We start from the raw sequence: 21,022 nt of genomic DNA, 5'->3' as shown, positions 1-21,022 counted from the left end.
GCACGGCGGGATGGACCGCGTCGCCCAGCATTCCCCGAACCCTCAAGGGAGAAACACGCCGGTAGGGAGGCGATCGCACCGGCATGTTCCTCCTTCGAGCAGAGGGGTCCGGCCGCGAGCGCCGCAAGCCGCGAGCGCCGCGAGCCCCGCAAGTCGCGCGAGCCCGGCACCCCGCCCCCGCGCGGGGTCAGCCGGCCGCGGGCGGGGTCTGCTTCGACTCGGCCAGCTCGTCGACGACGAGGCCGCGTTCGTCGGTCGTGCCGTTGCGGTAGGCCTGCCGCCCGACCATGTGCGCCGACAACGGCGCCGTCGCGAACTGCATGAGCACGACCGGCGCTACCAGCACCAGGCCCAGCAGGATGCCGCCGACCGACCGCTGCGACAGCGCGATCGCCAGGCAGATGAGCAGCAGCCCGAGCACCTGCGGCTTCGTGGCCGCGTGCAGGCGGGAGGGCACGTCGCGGAAGTGGAGCAGCCCGACCGCGGCCGACAGGCACAGCACCGCGCCGATCAGGATGAGGACGAGCACCGTCGCGTCGACGACGGCGTCGGGGATCAGCAGTCCGAACACGTTCATGGCGTGGTGTTGTCCCTTCGCGCGACGAAGCGGGCGACGGAGATCGACCCGAACACGCCGACGGCGGCGATGATTAGCAGCACCGGGATGTTGCGGGTGTGACCGTTGATCGCCATCTCGGCCCCGAGCACGCACATCACCTCGGTGAGCAGCACGTCGGAGGCCACGGCGCGGTCGAGGATCGACGGTCCGCGGATGATGCGTATGACCGCCAGCACGGCGGCCACACCGAAGACCGCCATGATCACGATGAGGAGGATGCTCACCGGCCACCGCCCTTCGTCAGCCGGCTCAGACGACCGGCGCGCTCATCGGCCTTGAGCGCACGATACTGCTCCGGGTCGCCCAGTGCACGCACGATCCGCTGCTCCCAGAGCAGCACGTGCTCGCGCTGGTGCTCGACGTCGTCAGGGGTGCGCACGCCGATCACGTGCAGGTAGAGGATGCGACGGTCGCGGTCGGCCTCGACGATGAGAGAGCCGGGGATGAGCGACGAGGTGACGGCCACGTGGGTCATCACGAGATCGTCGGCATAGCGAAGCGGCACGGCGATGATGGCGGCTCCGGGCTGGCGACGGAAGTCGAAGACCTGGATGGTGACGGCGAGCGCGCCGCGCAGCACCGCGAACAGGAACGAGAGCGTGAAGATCACCGCGTACCAGAGGTTGATGCGGCCGGACAGGGCGACGGTCGGCAGTCGGAAGACGCGGGTCACGAACACGGCGACGACGAGGCCGGTCAGGAACGACAGCACGGTGAACTGCGCCCAGAGCAGCATCCAGAGAACGACGAGCCAGGCGAGGAACGGCAGCTGCACGCGGATGTCTCGCCACAGGTGACGGCGGGTGTCTCTCATCCGTTCACCTCGTCTTCCAGCTGCACGAGGCTGACGGGCTGCAGCAGTCCGGCGCCGATGCGGTCGCACAGGGCGTAGAGGGGGCCGGCGAACACGGTCAGCGCGACGCTCACCGCGACCATCCCTCCGGTCGCGACGGTCATGATCCTCGGGATGCGGCGGGTGGTCTGCTGCTCGTCGGCGGCCGGCGCGCCGGTGAGGTGCGAGATGCGCACCTCGGTCTCGGTCGAGTCCTCCTCTTCCCGCCAGAAGGCCAGGTTCCAGGCGCGCATGAGGGCGTAGAGGGTGAGCAGGGAGGTCAGGATGCCGCCCAGGATCAGCACGATCATCAGCGGGGTGCCCACGGATGCCGCGGCCTCGAACAGCGCGAACTTGCCGATGAACCCGGAGAAGGGAGGGAGTCCGCCGAGGTTGATCGCCGGCACGAAGTAGAGCACGGCGATGACGGGGGCGACCTTGAGCAGTCCCTTGACCCGCAGGATCGAGGTGCTGCCGGCGCGGCGCTCGACGAGTCCGACCGCGAGGAACAGGGTCGTCTGCACGACGATGTGGTGGACGATGTAGTAGACGGTCGCGCCGATCGCCGCCGGGGTGGCGATCGCGAGCCCGAAGATCATGTAGCCGACGTGGCTGACGAGGGTGAACGACAGGATCCTCTTCAGCTCCGCCTGGGCGACGGCGCCGAGGACGCCGATGACCATGGTGGCCAGAGCGATGACGAGCAGCAGCGTGTCGATGCTGTTCGATGCGAAGAGCTGCGTCTCGGTGCGGATGAGCGCGTAGACGCCGACCTTCGTCAGCAGGCCCGCGAACACCGCCGTGACCGGGGCCGGGGCGGTCGGGTACGAGTCGGGCAGCCAGAACGAGACGGGGAAGATGGCGGCCTTGATGCCGAAGGCGACCACGAGCATGAGGTGCAGCACCAGCTGCGTCTCCTGCGGCAGCTCCGACATCCGCTCGGCGATCTGCGCCATGTTCACCGTGCCCAGAGCGCCGTAGATCATGGCGATCGAGGCGAGGAAGATGATCGACGACACGAGCGAGACGACGATGTAGACCGCGCCGGTGCGGATGCGCGACTCGGTGCTCCCGAGCGTGATGAGCACGTACGAGGCGACGAGCAGGATCTCGAAGCCGACATAGAGGTTGAAGAGGTCGCCGGCGATGAACGCGTTGAAGATGCCCGCGGCGAGGATGAGGTACGACGGGTTGAAGATCGAGATCGGGGTCTCGTCGGCGCCGTCGGCGACGCCCTGGCCGATCGAGAACAGGAGGACCGCGAGCAGCACGATGCTCGAGACGAGCACGAGGAGCGCGGCGAGGCGGTCGACGTACAGCACGATGCCGAACGGAACGGGCCATCCTCCGACCGAGACGGCGAGCGGGGATCCGGCGTCGACGACGACGAGCAGCACCGCCGCGATGACCGAGACGATCGCCAGGGTGGCCACGGTGACGAAGACCTGCAGACGGGCGTTGCGCCCGAAGACGAGGGTGAGCGCCGCGCCGAGCAGCGGCAGGGCGACGAGGAGCGGGACGAGTGCGGTCACGGTCGGCCCTCCGGATCACGCGCGTCGCGCGGGGCATCCGGGCCGCGCGGGGCATCCGGGTCGCGCGGGGCATCCGGCGCGTCGAACGGCGCGTCGTCGTGGATGGAGGCGTGGTCGCGCATCTGGAGAACCGTGATCGGCGCGGTCTGCACGCCGACGAAGTCGGTGGTCGCCTCGCTCTCGTCGGTCTCCGACTCGTCGTCCATGAGGTCTTCGTCGGCGTCGGTGCGCTCGCGCAGGGCGATGTCGGCCTCGTCGTCTTCGACGGTGTCGGCCTGACCCAGCTGCCAGGAGCGGTAGATCAGTGCGAGCAGGAACGCCGAGACGGCGAACGTGATGACGATCGCGGTGAGGGTGAGCGCCTGCGGGAGCGGGTCGCTCATGCCGCCCTCGGTGCCGAAGAAGGGCGCACCGCCGGGAACGCCCATCACGATGAGCAGCAGCAGGTTCGTGGCGTTGCCGAGCAGCAGGAACCCGATGAGCACCCGCGTGAGACTGCGCTCGAGCATCGCGTACACGCCGCAGGCGAACAGCACCGCCATGACGACGATGAGGGTGAGCGAGACGTCCATCAGCCGCGCCCCCCTGCCGGTGAGGTGCTCGCCGCGAGCCGGATGGCCGATTGCCGATCGACCTCGGCGCCGAGGCTGCGCAGCACGTCGAGGACGAGCCCGATGACGACGAGGTAGACGCCGACATCGAAGATCGTCGACGTCACGACCTCGACGTGGCCGATGCCGGGGATCTCCCACTCCCAGAACGAGCTGGTGAGGGGCGCGAGCCCGAAGAACAGGGGCACGACGGCGGTGCCGACCGCGAGGATCAGGCCGGTGCCCAGCAGGCGTCCGGCATCCGTCGGGGCCGCCGCTCCGAGCTCCCAGCGTCCGCCTGCGATGTAGCGCATCACCAGCGCCATGCCGGCGACGAGTCCGCCGGCGAATCCGCCCCCCGGGAGGTTGTGACCGGCGAAGAGGAGGAAGATCGACACCACGATGATCGTGTGGAAGAGGATGCGGACGATCACCTCGAGGAGGATCGACCGGTTCTCGGGCTTCATCTTCTGACCCCCGACGAGCCACGCGCGCGGACTGCTCTCGTTCTCGGACGTCTGGAACCGGATGCCCTCGGTCGTCTCGACGAGCGGACGGCTGCGCGCCGCGGTGCGGGTGGCCCGCGGAAGGACCGTGGTCGCCGCGAGCAGGTCGGCCCGATGCGTGACGAAGACGAGCGACGCCACTCCGGTGGCGGCGAGCACCAGCACTGAGAGCTCCCCCATCGTGTCCCACCCGCGCAGGTCGACGAGCGCCACGTTGACGACGTTCTTGCCGTGGCCGATCTCGTAGGCGAGCGTCGGGAACGCCTCCGAGATCGGCTCGGCGATCCGGGACTGGGTCGCGACGACGGCGACGAACGCCATGGTCACGCCCACGCCGATCGCGAGGAGCGCGCGCGGGATACGGCTGACCGAGGCGTTGTGCTCGCCCATGCGGGCGGGCAGCCGGCGCAGCACGAGGGCGAAGGTGACGAGCGTGACGGTCTCGACGAGGATCTGTGTGAGAGCCAGGTCGGGCGCGCCGCTGGTCGCGAAGAGCGCCACCATACCGAGTCCGGTGACCGACACGAGCACGACGCCGGTGTACCGCTTCTGCGCCCGCACCGCGAACACCCCGGCGACCGCCATGATCGGGGCGACCGCGATCTGCGCCGGCGTGTGCCAGGCCGAGAGGTTGTAGCGGTCGACGTCGCTCGCGATGAGGGCCGTCACCTCGGCCGCGACGAGGACGACGAAGATCGTTCCGACGTAGACCGGCAGCGAGCCGCGCTGCGTGAGGGTCGTGCTGAGCACCGAGAGCCGGTCGATCCCGCGCACGACGAGGTAGTACACGTCTGCGGCGGTGAACGGCAGGATGCGCGCACGCCGATCCCACGCGCGACGGATGCTGAGCGCGAAGACCGCCGCGCCGAGCACCAGGGTCAGGATCGAGATGCCGAGCGCGGGCTCCAGCCCGTGCCAGAGGGCGAGATGGCCGGGACCTTCGACGGGCTCGCCCGCCGCGTCGAGGCCGGGAGCCGCGGTGATCGCGTACTCGTGCAGCGCGACGTCGATCGCGGGGGCGCCGATGCCGGACGCGAGCGTGATGCCGGAGAGGATGATCGGGGCCGACAGGAACCCCACCGGCGGATCGGGCCAGGCGGTGTCCGGCATCCGCTGACCCTGCTCGTCGCGCTTCGTCCAGAAGGCTCCCCACAGGAATCGGATGCCGTATGCCGCTGTGAGCATGGAACCGAGCGTGACGCCGATGATCGCCACGAGGCCCCACACCGAACCGCCCTGCGCATCGTCGAGGAGGGCGGTGAGCGCCGACTCCTTGGCGACGAAGCCGATGGTCGGGATGATGCCGGCCATCGATGCCACCGAGATGAATGCCGCCGTGGCCATGACGGGCGCCTGGCGCCCCACGCCGGAGAGCTCGGTGATGTCACGCGTGGAGAGCTGGCGGTCGATCACCCCGACGATCAGGAACAGCGCCGACTTGAAGAGGGCGTGACCGATGACGAGGGCGAGCCCGGCGAGCGCCGCCGCCTGCGTGCCGTAGCCGATCACCGTCGCGAGGAATCCGAGCTGGCTGACCGTGCCGAACGCCAGGATGCGCTTGAGGTCGGTCTCGCGCAGCGCCTGCAGTCCGCCGAGGAGCATGGTGAGGATGCCGAGCGTGATGACGATCGGACGCCACGGTGCGCTGAAGGCGAAGATCGGAGCGAAGCGCGCGATGAGGTAGATGCCCGCCTTCACCATGGCCGCGGCGTGCAGGTAGGCGCTCACAGGGGTCGGGGCGGCCATGGCCCCGGGCAGCCAGAAGTGGAACGGGAAGAGCGCGGACTTGCTGATCGCGCCGATCAGCAGCATGACGATCGCGGCATCGACGATCGGCCCGGTGGGGGCGAGTTCGAGGAGCTCGCGGATGCTGGACGTGCCGACATCCACCACGAGGAGAACCACGCCCACGAACATCACGAGACCGCCGAGCGTGGTCACGAGCAGCGCCTGGAGGGCGGCGCGGCGGCTGGTCGCCCGGCGACGGTAGTGGCCGATGAGGAGGTACGAGAGGATGCTCGTCACCTCCCAGAACATCACGAGCATCACGAGATCGTCGGTGAGGACGAGTCCGTACATGGCACCCGCGAACCCGAGCAGTACTCCCGCGAACGCGCCCATGCCGGCGGATTCGTCGCGGAAGTACCAGCGGCAGTAGAGCAGCACGAGCGCCCCGACGCCGGTGACGATCAGGGTCATCACCCAGCCGAGCACGTCCATGTGCATCGACAGCTCGAGGCCGAGCTGCGGGATCCAGGGCACCGCGGCGAAGGGCGCCGGGCCGTCGATGACCTGCGGTGTGCGCACCAGCGCGTGGGCGAATGCCGCTGCCGGAATGAGCGCCGCGATGATGAATGCCTGCGACCCCAGCCAGCGCACCAGGACCGGCATCAGGAGCGATCCGAGGAGGAACACGGCGAGGAGCATCAGCATGAGCGGCTCCCTCAGGGCTCGTCGGCCGGATGGCACAGGCGGGCGGGTGTCCGTCCAGTTTACCGGCGTGAGGAAACCGTCAGGGTCACGAGCGTCGATCGATCCGGCGCGTGGGAGAGTAGCGGTCATGCAGCGCGTCTGGGTACGAGAGGTCGCCGGCTGGCTCGGCGCGCTGGCGATCGCCGCGACGGTGGCCGGTCAGGTCGCGGCATCCGCGCGCTCGGCGCTGCTGTTCCGCGATGGCGATTCGCTGATCGTGGCGCTCCTCGCGCGCTCGATCCTCGCCGGAGTGCCGCAGGACTGGGCCATGTCGAGCGTGCTGTTCCTGCCGGAGTCGGCCGGGTTCGTAGCGCTCGACGCCGTCCTGCCGCTGCCCGTCGACGCCCTGCTCGCCATCGCGGCAGTGGGCAACCTCCTCGCGCTCTACGGCGCGCTGCGCCTGGCGGCCGGTCGCCACCGTCGCGGTCGGGCGCCCGTCGCCTGGTCGCTGCTCGCCCTGGCCGTGTTCGGCGTGCTCGCCGCCACCGACACGACCGCGTCGCGCGACGCCCTCGAGCTCGCCTCACTCCAGCTCACCACGACGTATTACGCGGCCACCGTGGTCGCGGTCGTCCTCTCGATCGGGCTGCTCCGGCGGATGATCGATCGGACTCGAGCGACCGTCACGCCGTTGGTGGCGCTCGGCGCGATCGCCGCGGCATCCACGCTGTCGAATCCTCTCTTTGCGGCGTGGGCGACGGTGCCGGTCGGGATCGTGCTCCTCGTCGAGGCTCATCACCCGACCGGCAGGCGACGGATGCTGACCCTGACCGCCGTGCTGCTCGGCGGCACCGTGGCGGGCTTCCTCGCGCGTATTCCTTTCGCGGAATGGATCGCCAACTCGGGCGCGGGCTACGCGCGACCCGAGCTGTGGGCGGAATCGCTCGCCTCGTACACCGGGCTCCTCGGCGAGCGGCTCGCGGCGCCGGCCGGGGCGATCGGCTCGGCCCTGTCGCTCGCGCTGGTCGCGGGCGGCCTCATCGGCACGGTGAAGCTCCGCGACCCCGGGCCGCGCCTGGTGGCGACGGCGGCGTGGCTCGTGCCCATGCTCGTGGTGATCGGCGCGGTCGCGCTGGGTACGAACGCGGCGCGGTACCTGCAGCCCGTCGCCTTCGCCCCGGTTCTCGCACTGGTCGCGGCGCCCCACGCCCGGCCGCTGCCCCGTCGACTCGTCCGCACGGCGGTGGCCGCGACCGCCGTGCTCGTCACCGTGCTGGGGGCACTCGCCGTGCCGCGCCTGGCCACCGCCGCCGCTGCACCCGACCGCGACCTCTCCTGCGTCACCGACTGGGTCGACGCCTCGGGACGCACCGGGGCGGGGCAGTTCTGGACGGTGCGGCTGCCCAAACTGCACCTCGACGATCCGGCACGTCTCGTTCAGGTCGATCACCGGCTGAACGGCTATGCCTGGCTCGTGAACCGCCACGACTTCGACGTCGGCGCGGTGTCGTTCCTCGTCGAAGACGCGCAGACGGTGCCGTGGGAGCTTCCGGTCGCGGCCGTCCCCGAGCGGGTGATCACGTGCGGCCGCTACCGCATCCTCGATTTCGACGGCACCACGCTGCCGCTCGGACCGCAACGGTCGTGACGCGCGCCGGCCGGAGCGATGCCGGCGTCCTGTGCCCCGTGCCGGCCGGGATCAGCGGTTCGCGGGCGGCGCCGTCGTCGTCCCGGCGCGGAACCGACAGGTGAAGTGCTGGGTCACGCCCCGCTCGCCGCGGAGCATGCGCGCCACCTGCTCGCCCGCGGCGCGTCCCTTCTCGACGGCCGGCTGCACGCTGGTGGTGAGCGTGACGTCGGAGATGCCGTCGACCGCGATGCCGTCGAACCCGGCGACCGAGAGATCGTCGGGCACCCGCAGCCCCAGTTCCTCCGCCGCGCGGATCACTCCCACGGCCAGCAGGTCGCTCTGCGCCAACACCGCCGTCGGTCGCGCGGCCGGGTCGGCGAGAAGCAGGCGTCCCACCCGCACGCCCTCGTCGATGAAGCTGCCAGACGCCGACACCGCGGGGGCGTCCGGGAACACCTCCCTCGTACCGGTGAGGCGCTCGACCGTGACGTCGACGGTGGCTGCGGCCAAGCGCGCATCGGTGACCGGGGCGCGCTCGCGGTCGCTGTCGAGCGGAAGCGTCACGAGGGCGACGTCGCGGTGACCGAGGTCGCGCACGTGCCGGGCGATGGTCGCCGAGGCCGCCGCGTTGTCGAGGGTGATGCGGGGAATCCCCTCCCCCGCTTCGCCCTCGATCACGACGACGGGCAGCCCGCGAGCCCGCACGATCTCCAGCGAGGCCCGCGCCCGCCCCGAGCATCCGATCAGCACGACCGCGTCGACGGGCGCGTTCGCGAGGGCGGCGGCGTCGTCTCCGGCCTCGTCGCGCATGAGGAGGATGCCGGAGCTGAGGTCGGCGAGGCCGTCGGTGAGCCCGTCCATCATCGCGGTGGTCACGGGGTCGAGGAACGCGGTGCGCAGATGCCCCTCCAGCACGACCGCGACGATGCCGCTGCGTCCGCGGCGCAGCGATGCGGCACGCGGGTCGGGCCCGGCGTACCCGAGCTCGGCGGCGGCGGAGAGCACTCGGTCGCGCGTGGCCGCCGCGACCTTCGCCTTGCCGCTGAAGACGACGGATGCCGTCGACGTCGCGACGCCCGCCTCGCGCGCCACATCGGCGATGGTGGCTCGACGGGGCGCGTCCGTGCTGCTCATACTCCGAGGATAACCCGATCCGGTACCGAACAGTCGAATCGATTCGATAGGCTGTCCGACATGGACATCGCCCTCTCCCGTTCGCAGTTCGTGCGCTGGCGCGCAGCGATCTTCGCCATCTTCTTCGCCAGCGGCATCTCGATCGCGACCTGGGCATCGCGCGTGCCCTCCATCAAGGAGGCGCTCGAACTCGACAACGCACAGGTCGGCCTGATCCTGCTCGGCATGGGGCTGGCGTCGATCATCGGCATCTCGACCAGTCCCGCCGTGATGGCGCGCACCGGCGCCCGGCGCGGGATGCTGCTGTCGATGATCATGTTCGCCGTGGGCATCGCGCTCGTCGGCCTGGGCGCGAACGTGTTCGGGTCGGTGCCGATCGTCCTCGTCGGCATGGTGCTGTTCGGCTTCGGCAACGGCTGCGTCGACGTGATGATGAACGTCGAGGCCACGGCGATCGAGCAGCAGATGGGCAAGACGATCCTTCCCGTGTTCCACGCCCTGTTCAGCTTCGGCACGGTGATCGGAGCGGGCATCGGCGCACTGGCGGCCAGCCTCTCCGTGAACGTCGCCACGCACGCCGGCATCATCGGCGGGCTCATCCTGGTGATCGCGATCGTATGCTTCTTCCAGGTGCCCGACCGCGAAGCGGCCCTCGATCCGGCCGATCACGAGAAGCCCGCCTTCCGCGAGCGCCTGCACACCGCGCTCGAGGCGTGGCGCGAGCCCCGTACGTACCTGCTGGGCGTCGTGATGCTGGGCATGTCGTTCGCCGAAGGCGGCGCGAACGACTGGATCGCCCTCGGCACCGAGCAGGGACACGGCTTCGCCGAGGGCAGCGGCGCCGTCTCGCTGGCCGTGTTCTCGGTCGGCATGACGGTCGTGCGGCTCTTCGGAGGACCGCTCGTCGATCGCTTCGGACGCGTGATCGTGCTGCGCACGCTCGCCGTGGCCGCGGCATCCGGGATCGTGCTGTTCATCCTCGCGCCGAGCCTGCCGCTGGTCCTCATCGGCGCGGCGCTCTGGGGCATCGGCGCCTCGCTCGGCTTCCCGCTGGGCATGTCGGCCGCCGCCGACGATCCCGCCAAGGCCGCGGCGCGGGTGAGCGCCGCCGCGACGATCGGCTACATCTCCTTCCTCGGCGGCCCGCCCGTGCTCGGCGTCATCAGCGAGCACATCGGACTCCTCAACACGCTGTTCATCCTCGTCGCCCTCGTGGTGGCCTCGGGCCTCTTCTCGGGCGCCGCGCGCCCGCTGCGGGAAGACGAGAAGGTGGCGACGACGAAGTAGGCTCATCGGGTGCGTCTCGTCATCGCCCGCTGCTCGGTCGACTACACCGGCCGGCTCAACGCCCATCTGCCCCTCGCCACACGACTGCTGGTGCACAAGGGCGACGGCAGCCTGCTCGTGCACTCGGACGGGGGCAGCTACAAACCGCTGAACTGGATGAGCCCGCCGTGCACCCTCACCACCGAGGCGCCGGGCGAGGAAGAGGCGAGCGCGGGCGTCGTCGAGGTCTGGCGGGTCACGCACAAGAAGACCGGCGACGCCCTGCGGGTGCAGATCTACGAGGTCGTCCACGACACCTCGCACGAGCTGGGCGTCGATCCCGGCCTGCAGAAAGACGGGGTGGAGGCCGATCTGCAGCGGCTCCTCGCCGAGCAGGTGGAGCGCATCTCGGAGGGCGCGACGCTCGTGCGGCGCGAGTACCCGACGGCCATCGGGCCGGTCGACCTGCTGGTGAGGGATGCCGACGGTGCGGCCATCGCCGTCGAGGTCAAGCGTCGCGGCGACATCGACGGAGTCGAGCAGTTGACGCGCTACCTCGAGCTGCTCGGACGCGATCCGCACCTCTCCCCCGTGCAGGGCGTGTTCGCCGCTCAGGAGATCAAGCCCCAGGCGCGCGTGCTCGCCGAGGACCGCGGCATCCGCTGCCTCGTGCTCGACTACGACGACATGAAGGGCATCGAGTCGGGCATCCCGAGGCTGTTCTGAGGCTCAGCGAGCGGTGATGAGCCGTGGATGCGGACCCTCGAGGCGCGCGACGGCGATCTTCACCTCGGTCAGCTCGTGCCGGAAACCGCTCAGCTGGTCCTCCACCCGGTCGATCCGCAGCTCCACCCGGTCGATCCGCAGCTCCACCCGGTCGAACCGCGCGTCCACTCGGTCGAACCGCGCATCCAGCCGTCGGATGAACCATCCGAGGAGGCCGGCGAACGCGACGACGATCGACACCGCTGCCGCGATCGTCGTGATGACCTCGACCGACACGAACATGCCCCCATTCTCACGCGCAGACTCCCCGCTGTCACCACTCTAGGGCGACGTCTTCGGCGAGGCCGAGAACTGGGGAGAACGGCCATCGCTGCACACCTGTGCAGGACGAGCGGGCGCTCGCCGACCGACCCATAGGCTGGAGGCGTGCCCTCCTCTCCTTACTCCTGCGTGCTGTGGGACGTCGACGGCACCATCGTCGACGCATCCGTCGGCATCCTCCGCCGCCTGAACGTCGCCTTGACCCACTTCGGACGACCGGCGCCGACGCGGGAGGATCTCGTGCACTGGATCGGGCCGCCGATGTTCGATTCGTTCCAGGATCAGGCCGGCATGTCGCCCTCCGAGTCGGCGGAAGCCGTCGCGTTCTACCGCACGCTCGGCCGGGCCGACGGCTATACGACCGACGCCGCGACCTATCCGGGCATGGTCGAGCTCATCGAGGACATCCACGCGGCGGGTGTGCCGCAGGCGACGGCGAGCTCGAAGCCCGAGATCCAGGTCGACGCCCTGATCGACCACTTCGGGTTGCGCCCGGCGTTCCTCACGACGGTCGGCGCGACGCCCGACGAGTCGACCCTGGCGTCGAAGACCGACATCGTCGCCGAAGCGCTGCGACGTCTGCGCGGGCTCGGCGCCGACACCTCCCACCCGGTGCTGATCGGCGACCGCCATCACGACGTCGACGGCGGACGAGCGAACGGCGTGCCGGTGATCTTCGTCGAATGGGGCTTCAGCGATCACCACGAGGGCGACGAAGCCGCGTACCGCGCGGCATCCGTCGACGAACTGCGTGCGCTGCTGCTGACCTGATCGGCGCTACCGGGCGGGCAGGAAAGCACAGAACTCCCCGCCGGATGACGCACGGGGCGCATCCGGTCGGGGAGTTCTGAGATCGTCCGCTCTCAGAGCGGGCGGATGTTCTCTGCCTGCAGGCCCTTGGGGCCCTGCGCGACGTCGAACTCGACTCGCTGGTTCTCGTCGAGAGACCGGTAGCCGGTTGCTTCGATGGCGGAGTAGTGCGCGAAAACATCAGCGCCGCCGTCGTCGGGGGAGATGAAGCCGAAGCCCTTCTCCGAGTTGAACCACTTGACCGTGCCCTGGGTGCTCATGTACTGCCTGTTCTGCTGATGAAGAAGCCGACGCAGGTATGCCCCGACATCGCTAACGCTAGTGGAGGAGCGGCCGAGCGGTATAGCACCGGCGAGAAGGTAATCCAAATGTTGCACGAGCGGGCGTTGCGCGCCCGAAGAATGGTGTGGCCCTCACCGCGGGGGGAGCGATGAGGGCCGAAGACGACCGGAGGGTGCGTCAGAGACAGCCTAGCCCCTTTTCGACGCTGTTGTCCCCCTTTTGGGGGACAATACGGAAAATCGGTGGGAAGATGAACGACAGCGGCCCCCTCGAATAGTCCATTGGGGACTGAACTACTCGAGAGGGCCCAATCGCATGCACGGATCGTCTTGCCTCTGGGGAAGGCTGCCCGTCTTCTGGGGAAAGACGGAGACGATCGATCCCCTTGTGCATGCACCTTCACACTAAGGGAGGATGTGCGCTCTCCGCCACGGGGCCGGTCCGGTGGCGGAGACGCGGGGGTCGACGGATGCCGCGCAGCGCGGCGTCGCCGCCCCCCGGTACCCTGAGGCGGTGACGATGCTGAACAAGGACATGACGCTGTGCATCTCGCTCTCGGCGAGACCGAGCAACAACGGCACGCGTTTCCACAACTTCCTCTACGAGGCGCTCGAGCTCAACTGGATCTACAAGGCGTTCGCCCCCACCGACCTCGCCCAGGCGATCGCGGGCGTGCGCGGACTGGGCATCCGTGGCTGTGCGATCTCGATGCCGTACAAGGAGGAGGTCATCGCCCTGGTCGACCGCATGGACGCCTCGGCCACGGCGATCGACTCCGTCAACACGATCGTCAACGACGACGGGCGGCTCACCGCCTACAACACCGACTACTCCGCGATCGCCCGGCTGATCGAGCGCAATCGCCTCGACGCCGCGTCGACGGTGCTCCTGCGCGGATCGGGCGGCATGGCCAAGGCGACCGCGGCGGCGTTCCGCGACGCCGGGTTCACCGAGGTCACCGTCGTCGCCCGAAACGAGTCCGCCGGGCGCGCCCTCGCCGAGCTCTACGACTTCGCCTGGACGGGCGATGCCGGCGGGAAGACCGCCGACGTGCTCGTGAACGTCACGCCCATCGGGATGGCGGGCGGAGCCGAGGAGAACGAGCTGTCTTTCGACGCCGCGCAGATCGCCGCGGCATCCGTCGTCTTCGACGTCGTCGCTCTTCCGGCCGAGACCCCGCTCATCGCCGCCGCACGCGCGGCCGGCAAGACCGTCATCACCGGTTCCGAGGTCGCGACGCTGCAGGCGCTCGAGCAGTTCGTGCTCTACACCGGCATCCGCCCGTCCGACGAACAGGTGCTCGCCGCCGAGGAGTTCATGCGGGCCGGGGCCTGACGGCGCCCCTCACGCGCCCCCTTCGGCGAGGAACGCCAGCCGGTTCAGCGTCTCGACGTTGCGCCAGCGCAGCATCGGCGTCGTCAGGAATCGCGGGATGAGAGTGGCCGGGCCCTTCACCGGATCCTCATCGATGCGCACCACGCAGCCGGATCCCTGCCGTCGCGCGCGGATGGTCACCGTGGCCTCGCCGACCGGCCATCCCCTCGCGCGCAGCACCGCGCGGTGAGGCGGGTCCCACTCCTTCATCTGGGTCGTGTCGTCGAGGAGGAACGGCCACACCCCGAAGGAGTGGTGCAGCTCGGCGCCCCGGCCGGGCCAGGCGGCATCGACATCGCGCATCCGGCTGGCTCCGACCACCCAGGTCGGATAGAGCCATCCGTTCGCGAGCACGCGGAACACGTCGTCGGGCGTGCAGTCCATCGCACGCGTGTTGGTCGCCATGTCGTCTCCCTTCTCCGACCATCGTGGTTCTCCGACCATCGTGCGCGACAGCCAGCGCGTCGGGCGAGGTGCTTGACAAGCGCGGCACCTCCACCCGCGACCTGTCAACCCGCTGTTCGCCTCCGCCGAAGCAGGGAAGGGTGACATCGACCGAGACCCGTGAGCGACCGATGAGGAGAAGGCACGATGAAGGCACTGACCTGGCAGGGCAAGCGGAACGTGGTGGTCGAGGAGGTTCCCGATCCCGTCATCGAGCAGCCGACCGATGCGATCATCCGCGTGACCTCGTCGGCGATCTGTGGATCCGACCTGCATCTGTACGAACTGCTCGGCCCGTTCCTCGATCGTGGTGACATCCTCGGGCACGAGCCGATGGGCGTCGTCGTCGAGGTCGGCTCGGCGGTGACGAACCTCCGCGTCGGCGACCGCATCGTCGTGCCCTTCAACATCTCGTGCGGCGAGTGCTTCATGTGCCGGCGGGGACTCCAGTCGCAGTGCGAGACGACGCAGGTGCGCGAGTACGGCAGCGGGGCGTCGCTGTTCGGCTACACGAAGCTGTACGGCCAGGTGCCGGGCGGGCAGGCCGAATACCTCCGCGTGCCGCTGGTCGACTACAACCACGTGCTCGTCGGCGCCGACCTCCCCGACGAGCGGTACCTCTTCTTGAGCGACATCCTTCCGACCGCGTGGCAGGGGGTCGAGTACGCGCAGGTGCCGGAGGGCGGAACCCTCGCCGTGATGGGACTCGGGCCCGTCGGCCAGTTCGTGTCGCGGATCGGGCGGCACCGCGGCTACCGGGTGCTCGCCGTCGACCCGGTGCCCGAGCGGCGCGCGATGGCCGAGCGGCACGGCATCGAGACGTTCGATCTGACCGACACGATCGTCGAGGAGCTGCGCGACCTGACCGAGGGGCGGGGAGCGGATTCGGTGGTGGATGCCGTCGGCCTCGAGGCGCACGGCAACTCCGGCGTCGAGTTCGTGCAGAAGGCGGTCGGGCTGCTGCCCGACGCGGTGGCGCGCCAGGCGCTCGACAAGGCGGGGATCGACCGGCTCGCGGCGGTCTACGCGTCGATCGACACGGTCCGGCGCGGCGGCACGGTGTCGCTGAGCGGCGTCTATGCGGGCGATGCCGACATCATTCCGATGAAGACCCTGTTCGACAAGCAGATCACCATGCGCATGGGACAGTGCAACGTCAAGAACTGGACCGATCAGCTGCTGCCGCTCGTGGAGGACATCTCCGACCCGCTCGGCGTGATGGACCTGACCACCCACAACGCGCCCCTCGAGGACGCGCCGGAGCTCTACAGCACCTTCCAGAAGAAGGAGGACGGCTGCATCAAGGTCGTCCTGCATCCGTCGACGGTCTGATCCGTCGAGGGCCGGGCGGCTGGCGGCTGAGGCGGCTGGCGCGGCGGCTGGCTGGCGCGGCGGCGGCTGAGGCGGCGGCGGGACACAGGCCTGCGGGGTCGGAGAGACGCGCCACGGAGGGTGTGACGGGCTCCTCTCCGACCCCGCAGTGGTGTTTCAACCCTTGGAGCGGTCGCTCTCGGGCGAGCGTTCGTTCTCGGGCGAGCGTTCGTTCTCGGGCGAGCGGTCGTTCTCAGGCGAGCGGTCGTTCTCGCGCGAGCGGTCGTTCTCGCGCGTGCGGCTGCTGCTGGCGGAGCGGCTTCCCGTGGCTGAGCGGTTGCCGATGCCGGGCTCGTCGTTGAACTCCGAGTTGTAGGAGTCGAGCTCGGCCTTGGCCGATTCCTCCGTCGCCTCGTCGACGCCGACGGCCGCCGCGACGCCCGAGTCGGCTCCGGCGCCGCCCGCCGGAGTGTCTCCGACGTCGAGCAGCTCGCCGTCGCCGTCGCCTTCCCGCGCCTCGAGGTGCTCGTCGATGCGCGACTGCGCGTCGGATTCCGCCGCCGAAGCGACGTTCGCCGAGCGCGACTCCTGCTCGCGGGCGTCGCTCATTCGGTGCCGTCCCGAAGGTCGACGGGGGCGTCGCCGCTGTGCTGACCGGCCGCGTCTTCCGGTGCGAGGTCGCCCTGACCGTCGTCGCCGAGCTCGGCGTCGAGGGGTTCATCGCCCTGCGACTCCGGCTGCTCGGTGTCGGTCGGCAGCGTCCCGTCGGAGAAGTCGGTCGACTCCACCTGGTCCTCCTCCTCCGGGAGCAGAGGGTTGGTGATGCTGGCCGATTCCTGGGGGTTCGACATGATGCGCTCCTCTCGTCGTGGTGAGATCACAGGATCGGTCGAATGCCGCCGCAGCACAGGTCCGTTGACAGACGCCCGCCGCGGCGGTACCCCGCGGTGCCGCCCCGTCGCCGTCGCCACGCCCGCCCCCGCGCCCGCGTCCTCGCCCCGTCGCGCCCGCGCCCGCGCGCTCGCGCCCGCGCCCGCTCGCGCCCGCTCAAAGGAGGAACACGCCGGGGAAAGCGCGCGCGCACCGGCGTGTTCCTCCCCTCAGCGGCGCCCGAGCCGCGTGTGAGGCGCGCGCACCGGCGTGTTCCTCCCCCCAGCGGCGCCCGAGCCGCGTGTGAGGCGCGCGCACCGGGCGGTTCCGGTCAGGGATGCCGTTCGGCGTAGGACTCGAGCAGGTAGGTCGCCACCGTGTCGAGGTGTGCGGTCATCGCCTGGCGCGCCCTTTCGGGATCATGCGCCTCGATGGCGTGGAAGATCGCCTCATGCTCGGGCAGGGCGCGTTCGACGCGGAACTGCGGCCGGGCCAGGGCGAGACGGGCCACGTAGAGCGCCTCGTGGATGCGACGGACGAGACTGGCCAGCACCTGGTTGCGCGCCGCGGCGAAGATCGTCTGATGGAAGGCCAGGTCGGCCTCGTGGAATTTCTGCTCGGCCGCGGGATTCCCCTGCGCCGACAGCGCCGCCACCTCTTCCATGACGGCGAGTTCGGCGCGCATCGTCGCCACGTCGTCATCGGTGGCGAGCTCGGCGGCGATCGACACGGCCTCGACCTCGATCACCCGTCGAGTGTCGATGTACTGCCCCAGCACCTGAGGTCCTTCGGCCGTCGTGAGCAGCGCGCGCAGCACCTCGGGTGCCAGGAGATCCCATCCGGCGGACTCGTTCACGATCGCGCCGACGCCGTGACGAACCTGGACGAGACCGCGCTCCTCCATCGCCCTGATGGTCTCGCGTGCGGTCCCCCGGCTGACGCCGTACTCCTCCGCCAAGTCGACTTCGCGAGGTAGCAGAGCTCCCGGCTGCAGGGCGCCGGAGACGATGGCGCCGGTCAGCTGGCCCATCACGTCACGGTGCAGTCGGCTCATGTTCCCAGAATATCCTCGCATGCGCCTCATCCGATGATTTTGTGATCAGACCTCCTAGGCCGAGCCGACTCTCGCGAGGAACAGGTCGCGCAGCAGCGCGATGTCCCTGCCGCCTTGCTCCGGCGGCGTGCGATTGGTCGGCGCACCGGCCACGGCGTCGACGAAGGCGTTCAGCTCGGCGACGTAGCTGTCGGAGACGAACCGCCTCTCGGTCCGCTCGACCTCTCCCCGGTTGCCGCTCCCACGGACGACGTGCTCGGTCGCGACCTCGGAGTGGTACGGAACGGGGAATCGGAGTTCGTGGATGGAGCCCGGGAAGAAGACCCGAGCGGATTCCTCGAACTCCTGCTGCTCGGGGAGCAGCAGCCAGGTGCTGCGCCAGACCGCGCCGTTGTCGAGGCGGAGGGCCGCTGTCGCGGCGTTCCCGTCGGCCCAGGCGTGGCTGCTCTCGGCCGTGGCGCCGACGCCCCACCGGTCGAGGACCCCTGAGACGAGGTTGATGTCGTGCACCAGGCACGCGAGGAAGGTGTAGCTGAAAGCGCGCACGGTGTCGGGATCGTCGGCCCCGACGGCGGCTCCGACCTGAGCCGCCTCCTCCGCGCGGAAGCCCTGGAGCAGGGCGGGATCGATGTCGTCGCCCCGGACGAATTCGTCCCACCGCACGAAAGGCTCGCGGGACATCCAGGGATCGAAGGTGGTCACGTCGATGAGATGCACGTCGTCGCCCGTCGGCGGAAGGGCGTCGAGAAAGCTCTCGAAGCCCGGGTCGTATCGCTTCATGTAGCCCACCTGCACCACCACACCGGCCGCACCGGCCCGCTCGGCGATCACGACCGCATCTGCGGGATCGATGCACAGCGGCTTCTCGACGAGGGCGTGCACGCCCAGGTCGATCGCCGCCAGCACGATGGCGGCGTGCGTCGAGTGCGGTGAGCAGACCACCACGGCGTCGAGGCGCTCGCCGTCGAGCATCGCCCGCCAGTCGAGATACGTGCGAGGGATGCCGTAGCGGACGGCGAGCCCCTTCCCGACCAGGGCGCTGGGGTCGGCGAGCGCGACCAGCTCCGTGCGCGGATTGGCCGCGAGGTTGGGCAGGTGCACCGCCTGTGCGATGAGGCCGCCCCCGACGACGCCGATGCGGATAGCATCCGTGGGGTTGTTCATGTCATGCCACCATTCCTGCTGAGAGATCGATGTCGGACCCGGTGAGGCCCGGCATCCCGAGGACGGCCACGACGGCGCGCCCGACTTCCGACTCCGTGATCATGCGCTGCAGCGCGCTGCGCGAGACGAACTCCCGTTCGGCGTCGTCGTAGCTGCGCCCGCTGCGCTCCGCCTCGAGGGCGAAGTTCCTTCGCATCCGATCGCTGACGACCGGTCCCGGGGAGAGCGCGTTCACAGAGATGCCGAGGGGTCCGACCTCCCATGCGAGGGTCGACGTGAGACCGATGACGGCCATTTTGGATGCCGCGTACGGCGTGCGGCTCCGCAGTGGTCGCTTGCCGGTGACGGAGGCGATGTTGACGATGTCGCCGCGCCCCGCCCGGACCATACGCGGGAGCAGCGCGCGGCACATCAGGTACGTGCCGCGGACGTTGACGGCGAAGACCTCGTCCCACGTCGCAGGGTCGATGTCGACGAGGTCGGCCACGGGTCCTCCCACCCCCGCGTTGTTGACGAGGATCGAGACGTCGTCCGGGAGTGCACGGGCGAGCACGTCGACCTCCCGCGGTAGGGAGATGTCGCAGGCCACCGCGCGGACCGACCCGCCCGCGTCATGCAGCTCTCGCACGACCGCGTCGAGACGCGACTCGTCCCGCCCGACCGCGATCACGTGGGCGCCAGCGTCCGACAGCGCCCACGCGATGGCGCGCCCGAGGCCGCTGCCGCCCCCGGTGACGAGGGCAGTGCGTCCGCGGAGGTCGCCGATGGCCGGCTGCTGGGGTGCCGTCATCCCACGAACTCCGCGTTTGGCGCCCACGACAGCGGCGTGCCGTTGTACTTCGCCGCCCGCACGTCGCCCGCGCGGGCGTGGCCCTCGAACTTCTCGACCCGGCTGGCCCGACCGCAGAGCTCGCCGAGCAGGGCGCTCGACGCCCTGTCGGTCACCTCCTGGTAGGTCACGGTCTTGAGATACTTGCCGACCCAGAGGCCGCCCGTGTACCGCGCCGCGCCGCGCGTCGGGAGCGTGTGGTTCGTGCCGATGACCTTGTCGCCGTAGGAGACCGTGGTGCCCTCGCCGAGGAAGAGCGCACCGTAATCGCGCATGACCTCGAGGGCTCGGCGCGGGGCGTCGGTGAGGATCTCGACATGCTCGGCGGCGAACGTGTCCGCCAGCCGGTACGCGTCGTCGATGGAGCCGTCGACCACGATGATCTGACCGTGGTTACGCCACGCCGGTTCGGCGAAGTCCTTCGTCGGCATGCCGGGGAGCAGCTCCTCGATGTGTCGCACGGTCTTCTCCGCCACCTCCGCGGAGGTGGTGATGAGAATGGCGGGGGAATCCGGACCGTGCTCCGCCTGCGACAGCAGATCGACCGCCACGATGAAAGGATCGGCCTTCTCATCGGCCACGACGAGGATCTCGGTGGGACCGGCGAACAGGTCGATCCCGACGCGGCCGAAGAGCTGGCGCTTCGCTTCGGCGACATACGCGTTCCCGGGACCGGCCAGCACATCGACGGCAGTGATGCTCTCGGTTCCGAGGGCCATGGCCGCGACAGCCTGCACGCCGCCGAGAAGGAAGATCTCGTCGGCGCCGGCGAGATGCATCGCCGCCACCGTGGCTGCGGGGATCTCACCACGGATGGGCGGTGTGCAGGCGGTGACGTGCTCGACCCCCGCGACCTTCGCGGTGACCACCGTCATGTGCGCGGATGCGACCAGCGGATAGCGACCACCGGGCACGTAGGCCCCCACCGCACGCACCGGCACCGTGCGCTGACCGAGGAACACACCCGGAAGGGTCTCGGTCTCGAAGTCGGCGACCGAGTCGCGCTGCTTCTGCGCGAAGTCGCGCACGTTCGATTGCACGGTCTTGATGTCGTCGATGACGGTGCCGGGGACGTCGCGGATGATGCGGTCGATCTCCTCAGCGGACAGACGGAAATGCGGTGGGCTCCAGTTGTCGAACCGCGCCGAGTACTCGCGGACGGCGTCGTCGCCGCGTTCGCGGATGTCGGCGATGACGCCGGCGACGACATCGCTCACGTTCGCGGCCGTCGCGGCGGCATCGACGGTGCTGGATGCCTCTTTGAGGTGGCGGTGCGGGACCATCGGGGCTCTCTTTCGTTGCGTGCGGTGAGTGGT

Annotated in this window: 22 protein-coding genes; 6 read left to right on the top strand and 16 right to left on the bottom strand. The window is 69.9% G+C overall.

Features of this window, described 5'->3' with window-relative positions; translation table 11 throughout:
* Nucleotides 1–187 precede the first annotated feature (187 nt).
* The 6 genes from mnhG to AB3M90_RS11475 are packed head-to-tail and all read right to left on the bottom strand — an operon-like array spanning nt 188 to nt 6,512.
* Nucleotides 188–577, bottom strand: a complete 390-nt coding sequence (mnhG, locus tag AB3M90_RS11500; protein WP_412952077.1) for a monovalent cation/H(+) antiporter subunit G — start codon at nt 575–577, stop codon at nt 188–190.
* On the bottom strand, nt 574–843 hold the full coding sequence (locus AB3M90_RS11495; RefSeq protein WP_412952076.1) for an MrpF/PhaF family protein: 270 nt from the start codon (nt 841–843) through the stop codon (nt 574–576). Before AB3M90_RS11495 ends, mnhG begins: the two co-directional genes overlap by 4 nt.
* A complete protein-coding gene (locus AB3M90_RS11490; protein WP_412952075.1) occupies nt 840–1,433 on the bottom strand; it encodes a Na+/H+ antiporter subunit E in 594 nt (197 codons plus the stop codon). The genes AB3M90_RS11495 and AB3M90_RS11490 overlap by 4 nt, the downstream gene beginning before the upstream one ends.
* Nucleotides 1,430–2,983, bottom strand: a complete 1,554-nt coding sequence (locus AB3M90_RS11485) for a Na+/H+ antiporter subunit D (protein WP_412952074.1) — start codon at nt 2,981–2,983, stop codon at nt 1,430–1,432. Before AB3M90_RS11485 ends, AB3M90_RS11490 begins: the two co-directional genes overlap by 4 nt.
* Nucleotides 2,980–3,555: a Na(+)/H(+) antiporter subunit C gene (locus AB3M90_RS11480; RefSeq protein ID WP_412952073.1), complete on the bottom strand. Its 576-nt coding sequence runs from the start codon at nt 3,553–3,555 to the stop codon at nt 2,980–2,982. The genes AB3M90_RS11485 and AB3M90_RS11480 overlap by 4 nt, the downstream gene beginning before the upstream one ends.
* Nucleotides 3,555–6,512, bottom strand: a complete 2,958-nt coding sequence (locus AB3M90_RS11475) for a Na+/H+ antiporter subunit A (protein WP_412952072.1) — start codon at nt 6,510–6,512, stop codon at nt 3,555–3,557. The genes AB3M90_RS11480 and AB3M90_RS11475 overlap by 1 nt, the downstream gene beginning before the upstream one ends.
* A gap of 127 nt (nt 6,513–6,639) precedes the next feature.
* Between AB3M90_RS11475 and AB3M90_RS11470 the strand changes: the two genes are divergently transcribed.
* Entirely contained in the window at nt 6,640–8,139 is a 1,500-nt protein-coding gene (locus tag AB3M90_RS11470; RefSeq protein ID WP_412952071.1) for a hypothetical protein, read from the top strand.
* A gap of 51 nt (nt 8,140–8,190) precedes the next feature.
* Here the strand turns inward: AB3M90_RS11470 and AB3M90_RS11465 are convergent, their stop codons facing one another.
* Nucleotides 8,191–9,255, bottom strand: coding sequence for a LacI family DNA-binding transcriptional regulator (locus tag AB3M90_RS11465; protein WP_412952070.1), 1,065 nt, complete (start codon nt 9,253–9,255; stop codon nt 8,191–8,193).
* A gap of 60 nt (nt 9,256–9,315) precedes the next feature.
* Between AB3M90_RS11465 and AB3M90_RS11460 the strand changes: the two genes are divergently transcribed.
* Together AB3M90_RS11460 and nucS are read left to right on the top strand one after the other, a co-directional pair.
* Nucleotides 9,316–10,542 carry an MFS transporter gene (locus AB3M90_RS11460; RefSeq protein ID WP_412952069.1) on the top strand — a complete coding sequence of 409 codons (1,227 nt, stop codon included), beginning with the start codon at nt 9,316–9,318 and terminating at the stop codon, nt 10,540–10,542.
* A 9-nt stretch (nt 10,543–10,551) separates the two neighbouring features.
* Nucleotides 10,552–11,247, top strand: coding sequence for an endonuclease NucS (nucS, locus tag AB3M90_RS11455; RefSeq protein ID WP_412952068.1), 696 nt, complete (start codon nt 10,552–10,554; stop codon nt 11,245–11,247).
* Nucleotides 11,248–11,250: 3 nt separating this feature from the next.
* Here nucS and AB3M90_RS11450 read toward each other — a convergent pair whose 3' ends face one another.
* Nucleotides 11,251–11,529: a response regulator gene (locus AB3M90_RS11450; RefSeq protein ID WP_412952067.1), complete on the bottom strand. Its 279-nt coding sequence runs from the start codon at nt 11,527–11,529 to the stop codon at nt 11,251–11,253.
* 144 nt (nt 11,530–11,673) lie between these two features.
* On the opposite strand from AB3M90_RS11450, the gene AB3M90_RS11445 reads away from it, so the two are divergent.
* A complete protein-coding gene (locus tag AB3M90_RS11445) occupies nt 11,674–12,339 on the top strand; it encodes an HAD hydrolase-like protein (protein ID WP_412952066.1) in 666 nt (221 codons plus the stop codon).
* Between the two features lie 92 nt (nt 12,340–12,431).
* Here AB3M90_RS11445 and AB3M90_RS11440 read toward each other — a convergent pair whose 3' ends face one another.
* Nucleotides 12,432–12,638, bottom strand: coding sequence for a cold-shock protein (locus AB3M90_RS11440; RefSeq protein ID WP_175987918.1), 207 nt, complete (start codon nt 12,636–12,638; stop codon nt 12,432–12,434).
* Nucleotides 12,639–13,173: 535 nt separating this feature from the next.
* Here AB3M90_RS11440 and AB3M90_RS11435 point away from each other — a divergent pair.
* A complete protein-coding gene (locus AB3M90_RS11435) occupies nt 13,174–13,995 on the top strand; it encodes a shikimate 5-dehydrogenase (protein WP_412952714.1) in 822 nt (273 codons plus the stop codon).
* A gap of 9 nt (nt 13,996–14,004) precedes the next feature.
* On the opposite strand, the gene AB3M90_RS11430 is transcribed toward AB3M90_RS11435, so the two are convergent.
* Nucleotides 14,005–14,439, bottom strand: coding sequence for an SRPBCC family protein (locus AB3M90_RS11430; RefSeq protein ID WP_412952065.1), 435 nt, complete (start codon nt 14,437–14,439; stop codon nt 14,005–14,007).
* 186 nt (nt 14,440–14,625) lie between these two features.
* On the opposite strand from AB3M90_RS11430, the gene AB3M90_RS11425 reads away from it, so the two are divergent.
* Nucleotides 14,626–15,810, top strand: a complete 1,185-nt coding sequence (locus AB3M90_RS11425) for an alcohol dehydrogenase catalytic domain-containing protein (RefSeq protein ID WP_412952064.1) — start codon at nt 14,626–14,628, stop codon at nt 15,808–15,810.
* Between the two features lie 156 nt (nt 15,811–15,966).
* On the opposite strand, the gene AB3M90_RS11420 is transcribed toward AB3M90_RS11425, so the two are convergent.
* From AB3M90_RS11420 to hisD, 6 genes are all read right to left on the bottom strand, one after another.
* On the bottom strand, nt 15,967–16,398 hold the full coding sequence (locus tag AB3M90_RS11420; RefSeq protein WP_412952063.1) for a hypothetical protein: 432 nt from the start codon (nt 16,396–16,398) through the stop codon (nt 15,967–15,969).
* Nucleotides 16,395–16,640 (bottom strand): hypothetical protein, encoded by a 246-nt coding sequence (locus AB3M90_RS11415; RefSeq protein WP_412952062.1) that lies wholly within the window; start codon nt 16,638–16,640, stop codon nt 16,395–16,397. Before AB3M90_RS11415 ends, AB3M90_RS11420 begins: the two co-directional genes overlap by 4 nt.
* Before the next feature lie 350 nt (nt 16,641–16,990).
* Entirely contained in the window at nt 16,991–17,713 is a 723-nt protein-coding gene (locus tag AB3M90_RS11410) for a FadR/GntR family transcriptional regulator (protein WP_412952061.1), read from the bottom strand.
* Between the two features lie 54 nt (nt 17,714–17,767).
* Nucleotides 17,768–18,877 carry a Gfo/Idh/MocA family protein gene (locus AB3M90_RS11405; protein WP_412952060.1) on the bottom strand — a complete coding sequence of 370 codons (1,110 nt, stop codon included), beginning with the start codon at nt 18,875–18,877 and terminating at the stop codon, nt 17,768–17,770.
* Between the two features lies 1 nt (nt 18,878).
* On the bottom strand, nt 18,879–19,667 hold the full coding sequence (locus tag AB3M90_RS11400; protein WP_412952059.1) for an SDR family NAD(P)-dependent oxidoreductase: 789 nt from the start codon (nt 19,665–19,667) through the stop codon (nt 18,879–18,881).
* Entirely contained in the window at nt 19,664–20,989 is a 1,326-nt protein-coding gene (gene hisD / locus AB3M90_RS11395; RefSeq protein WP_412952058.1) for a histidinol dehydrogenase, read from the bottom strand. Before hisD ends, AB3M90_RS11400 begins: the two co-directional genes overlap by 4 nt.
* Nucleotides 20,990–21,022: the final 33 nt, after the last annotated feature.

It is taken from the genome of Microbacterium martis (assembly GCF_047246685.1).
Taxonomy (GTDB): domain Bacteria; phylum Actinomycetota; class Actinomycetes; order Actinomycetales; family Microbacteriaceae; genus Microbacterium.
The sequence above is the reverse complement of the archived record's forward strand: the minus strand, read 5'-3'. Positions and strand labels throughout refer to the sequence as shown.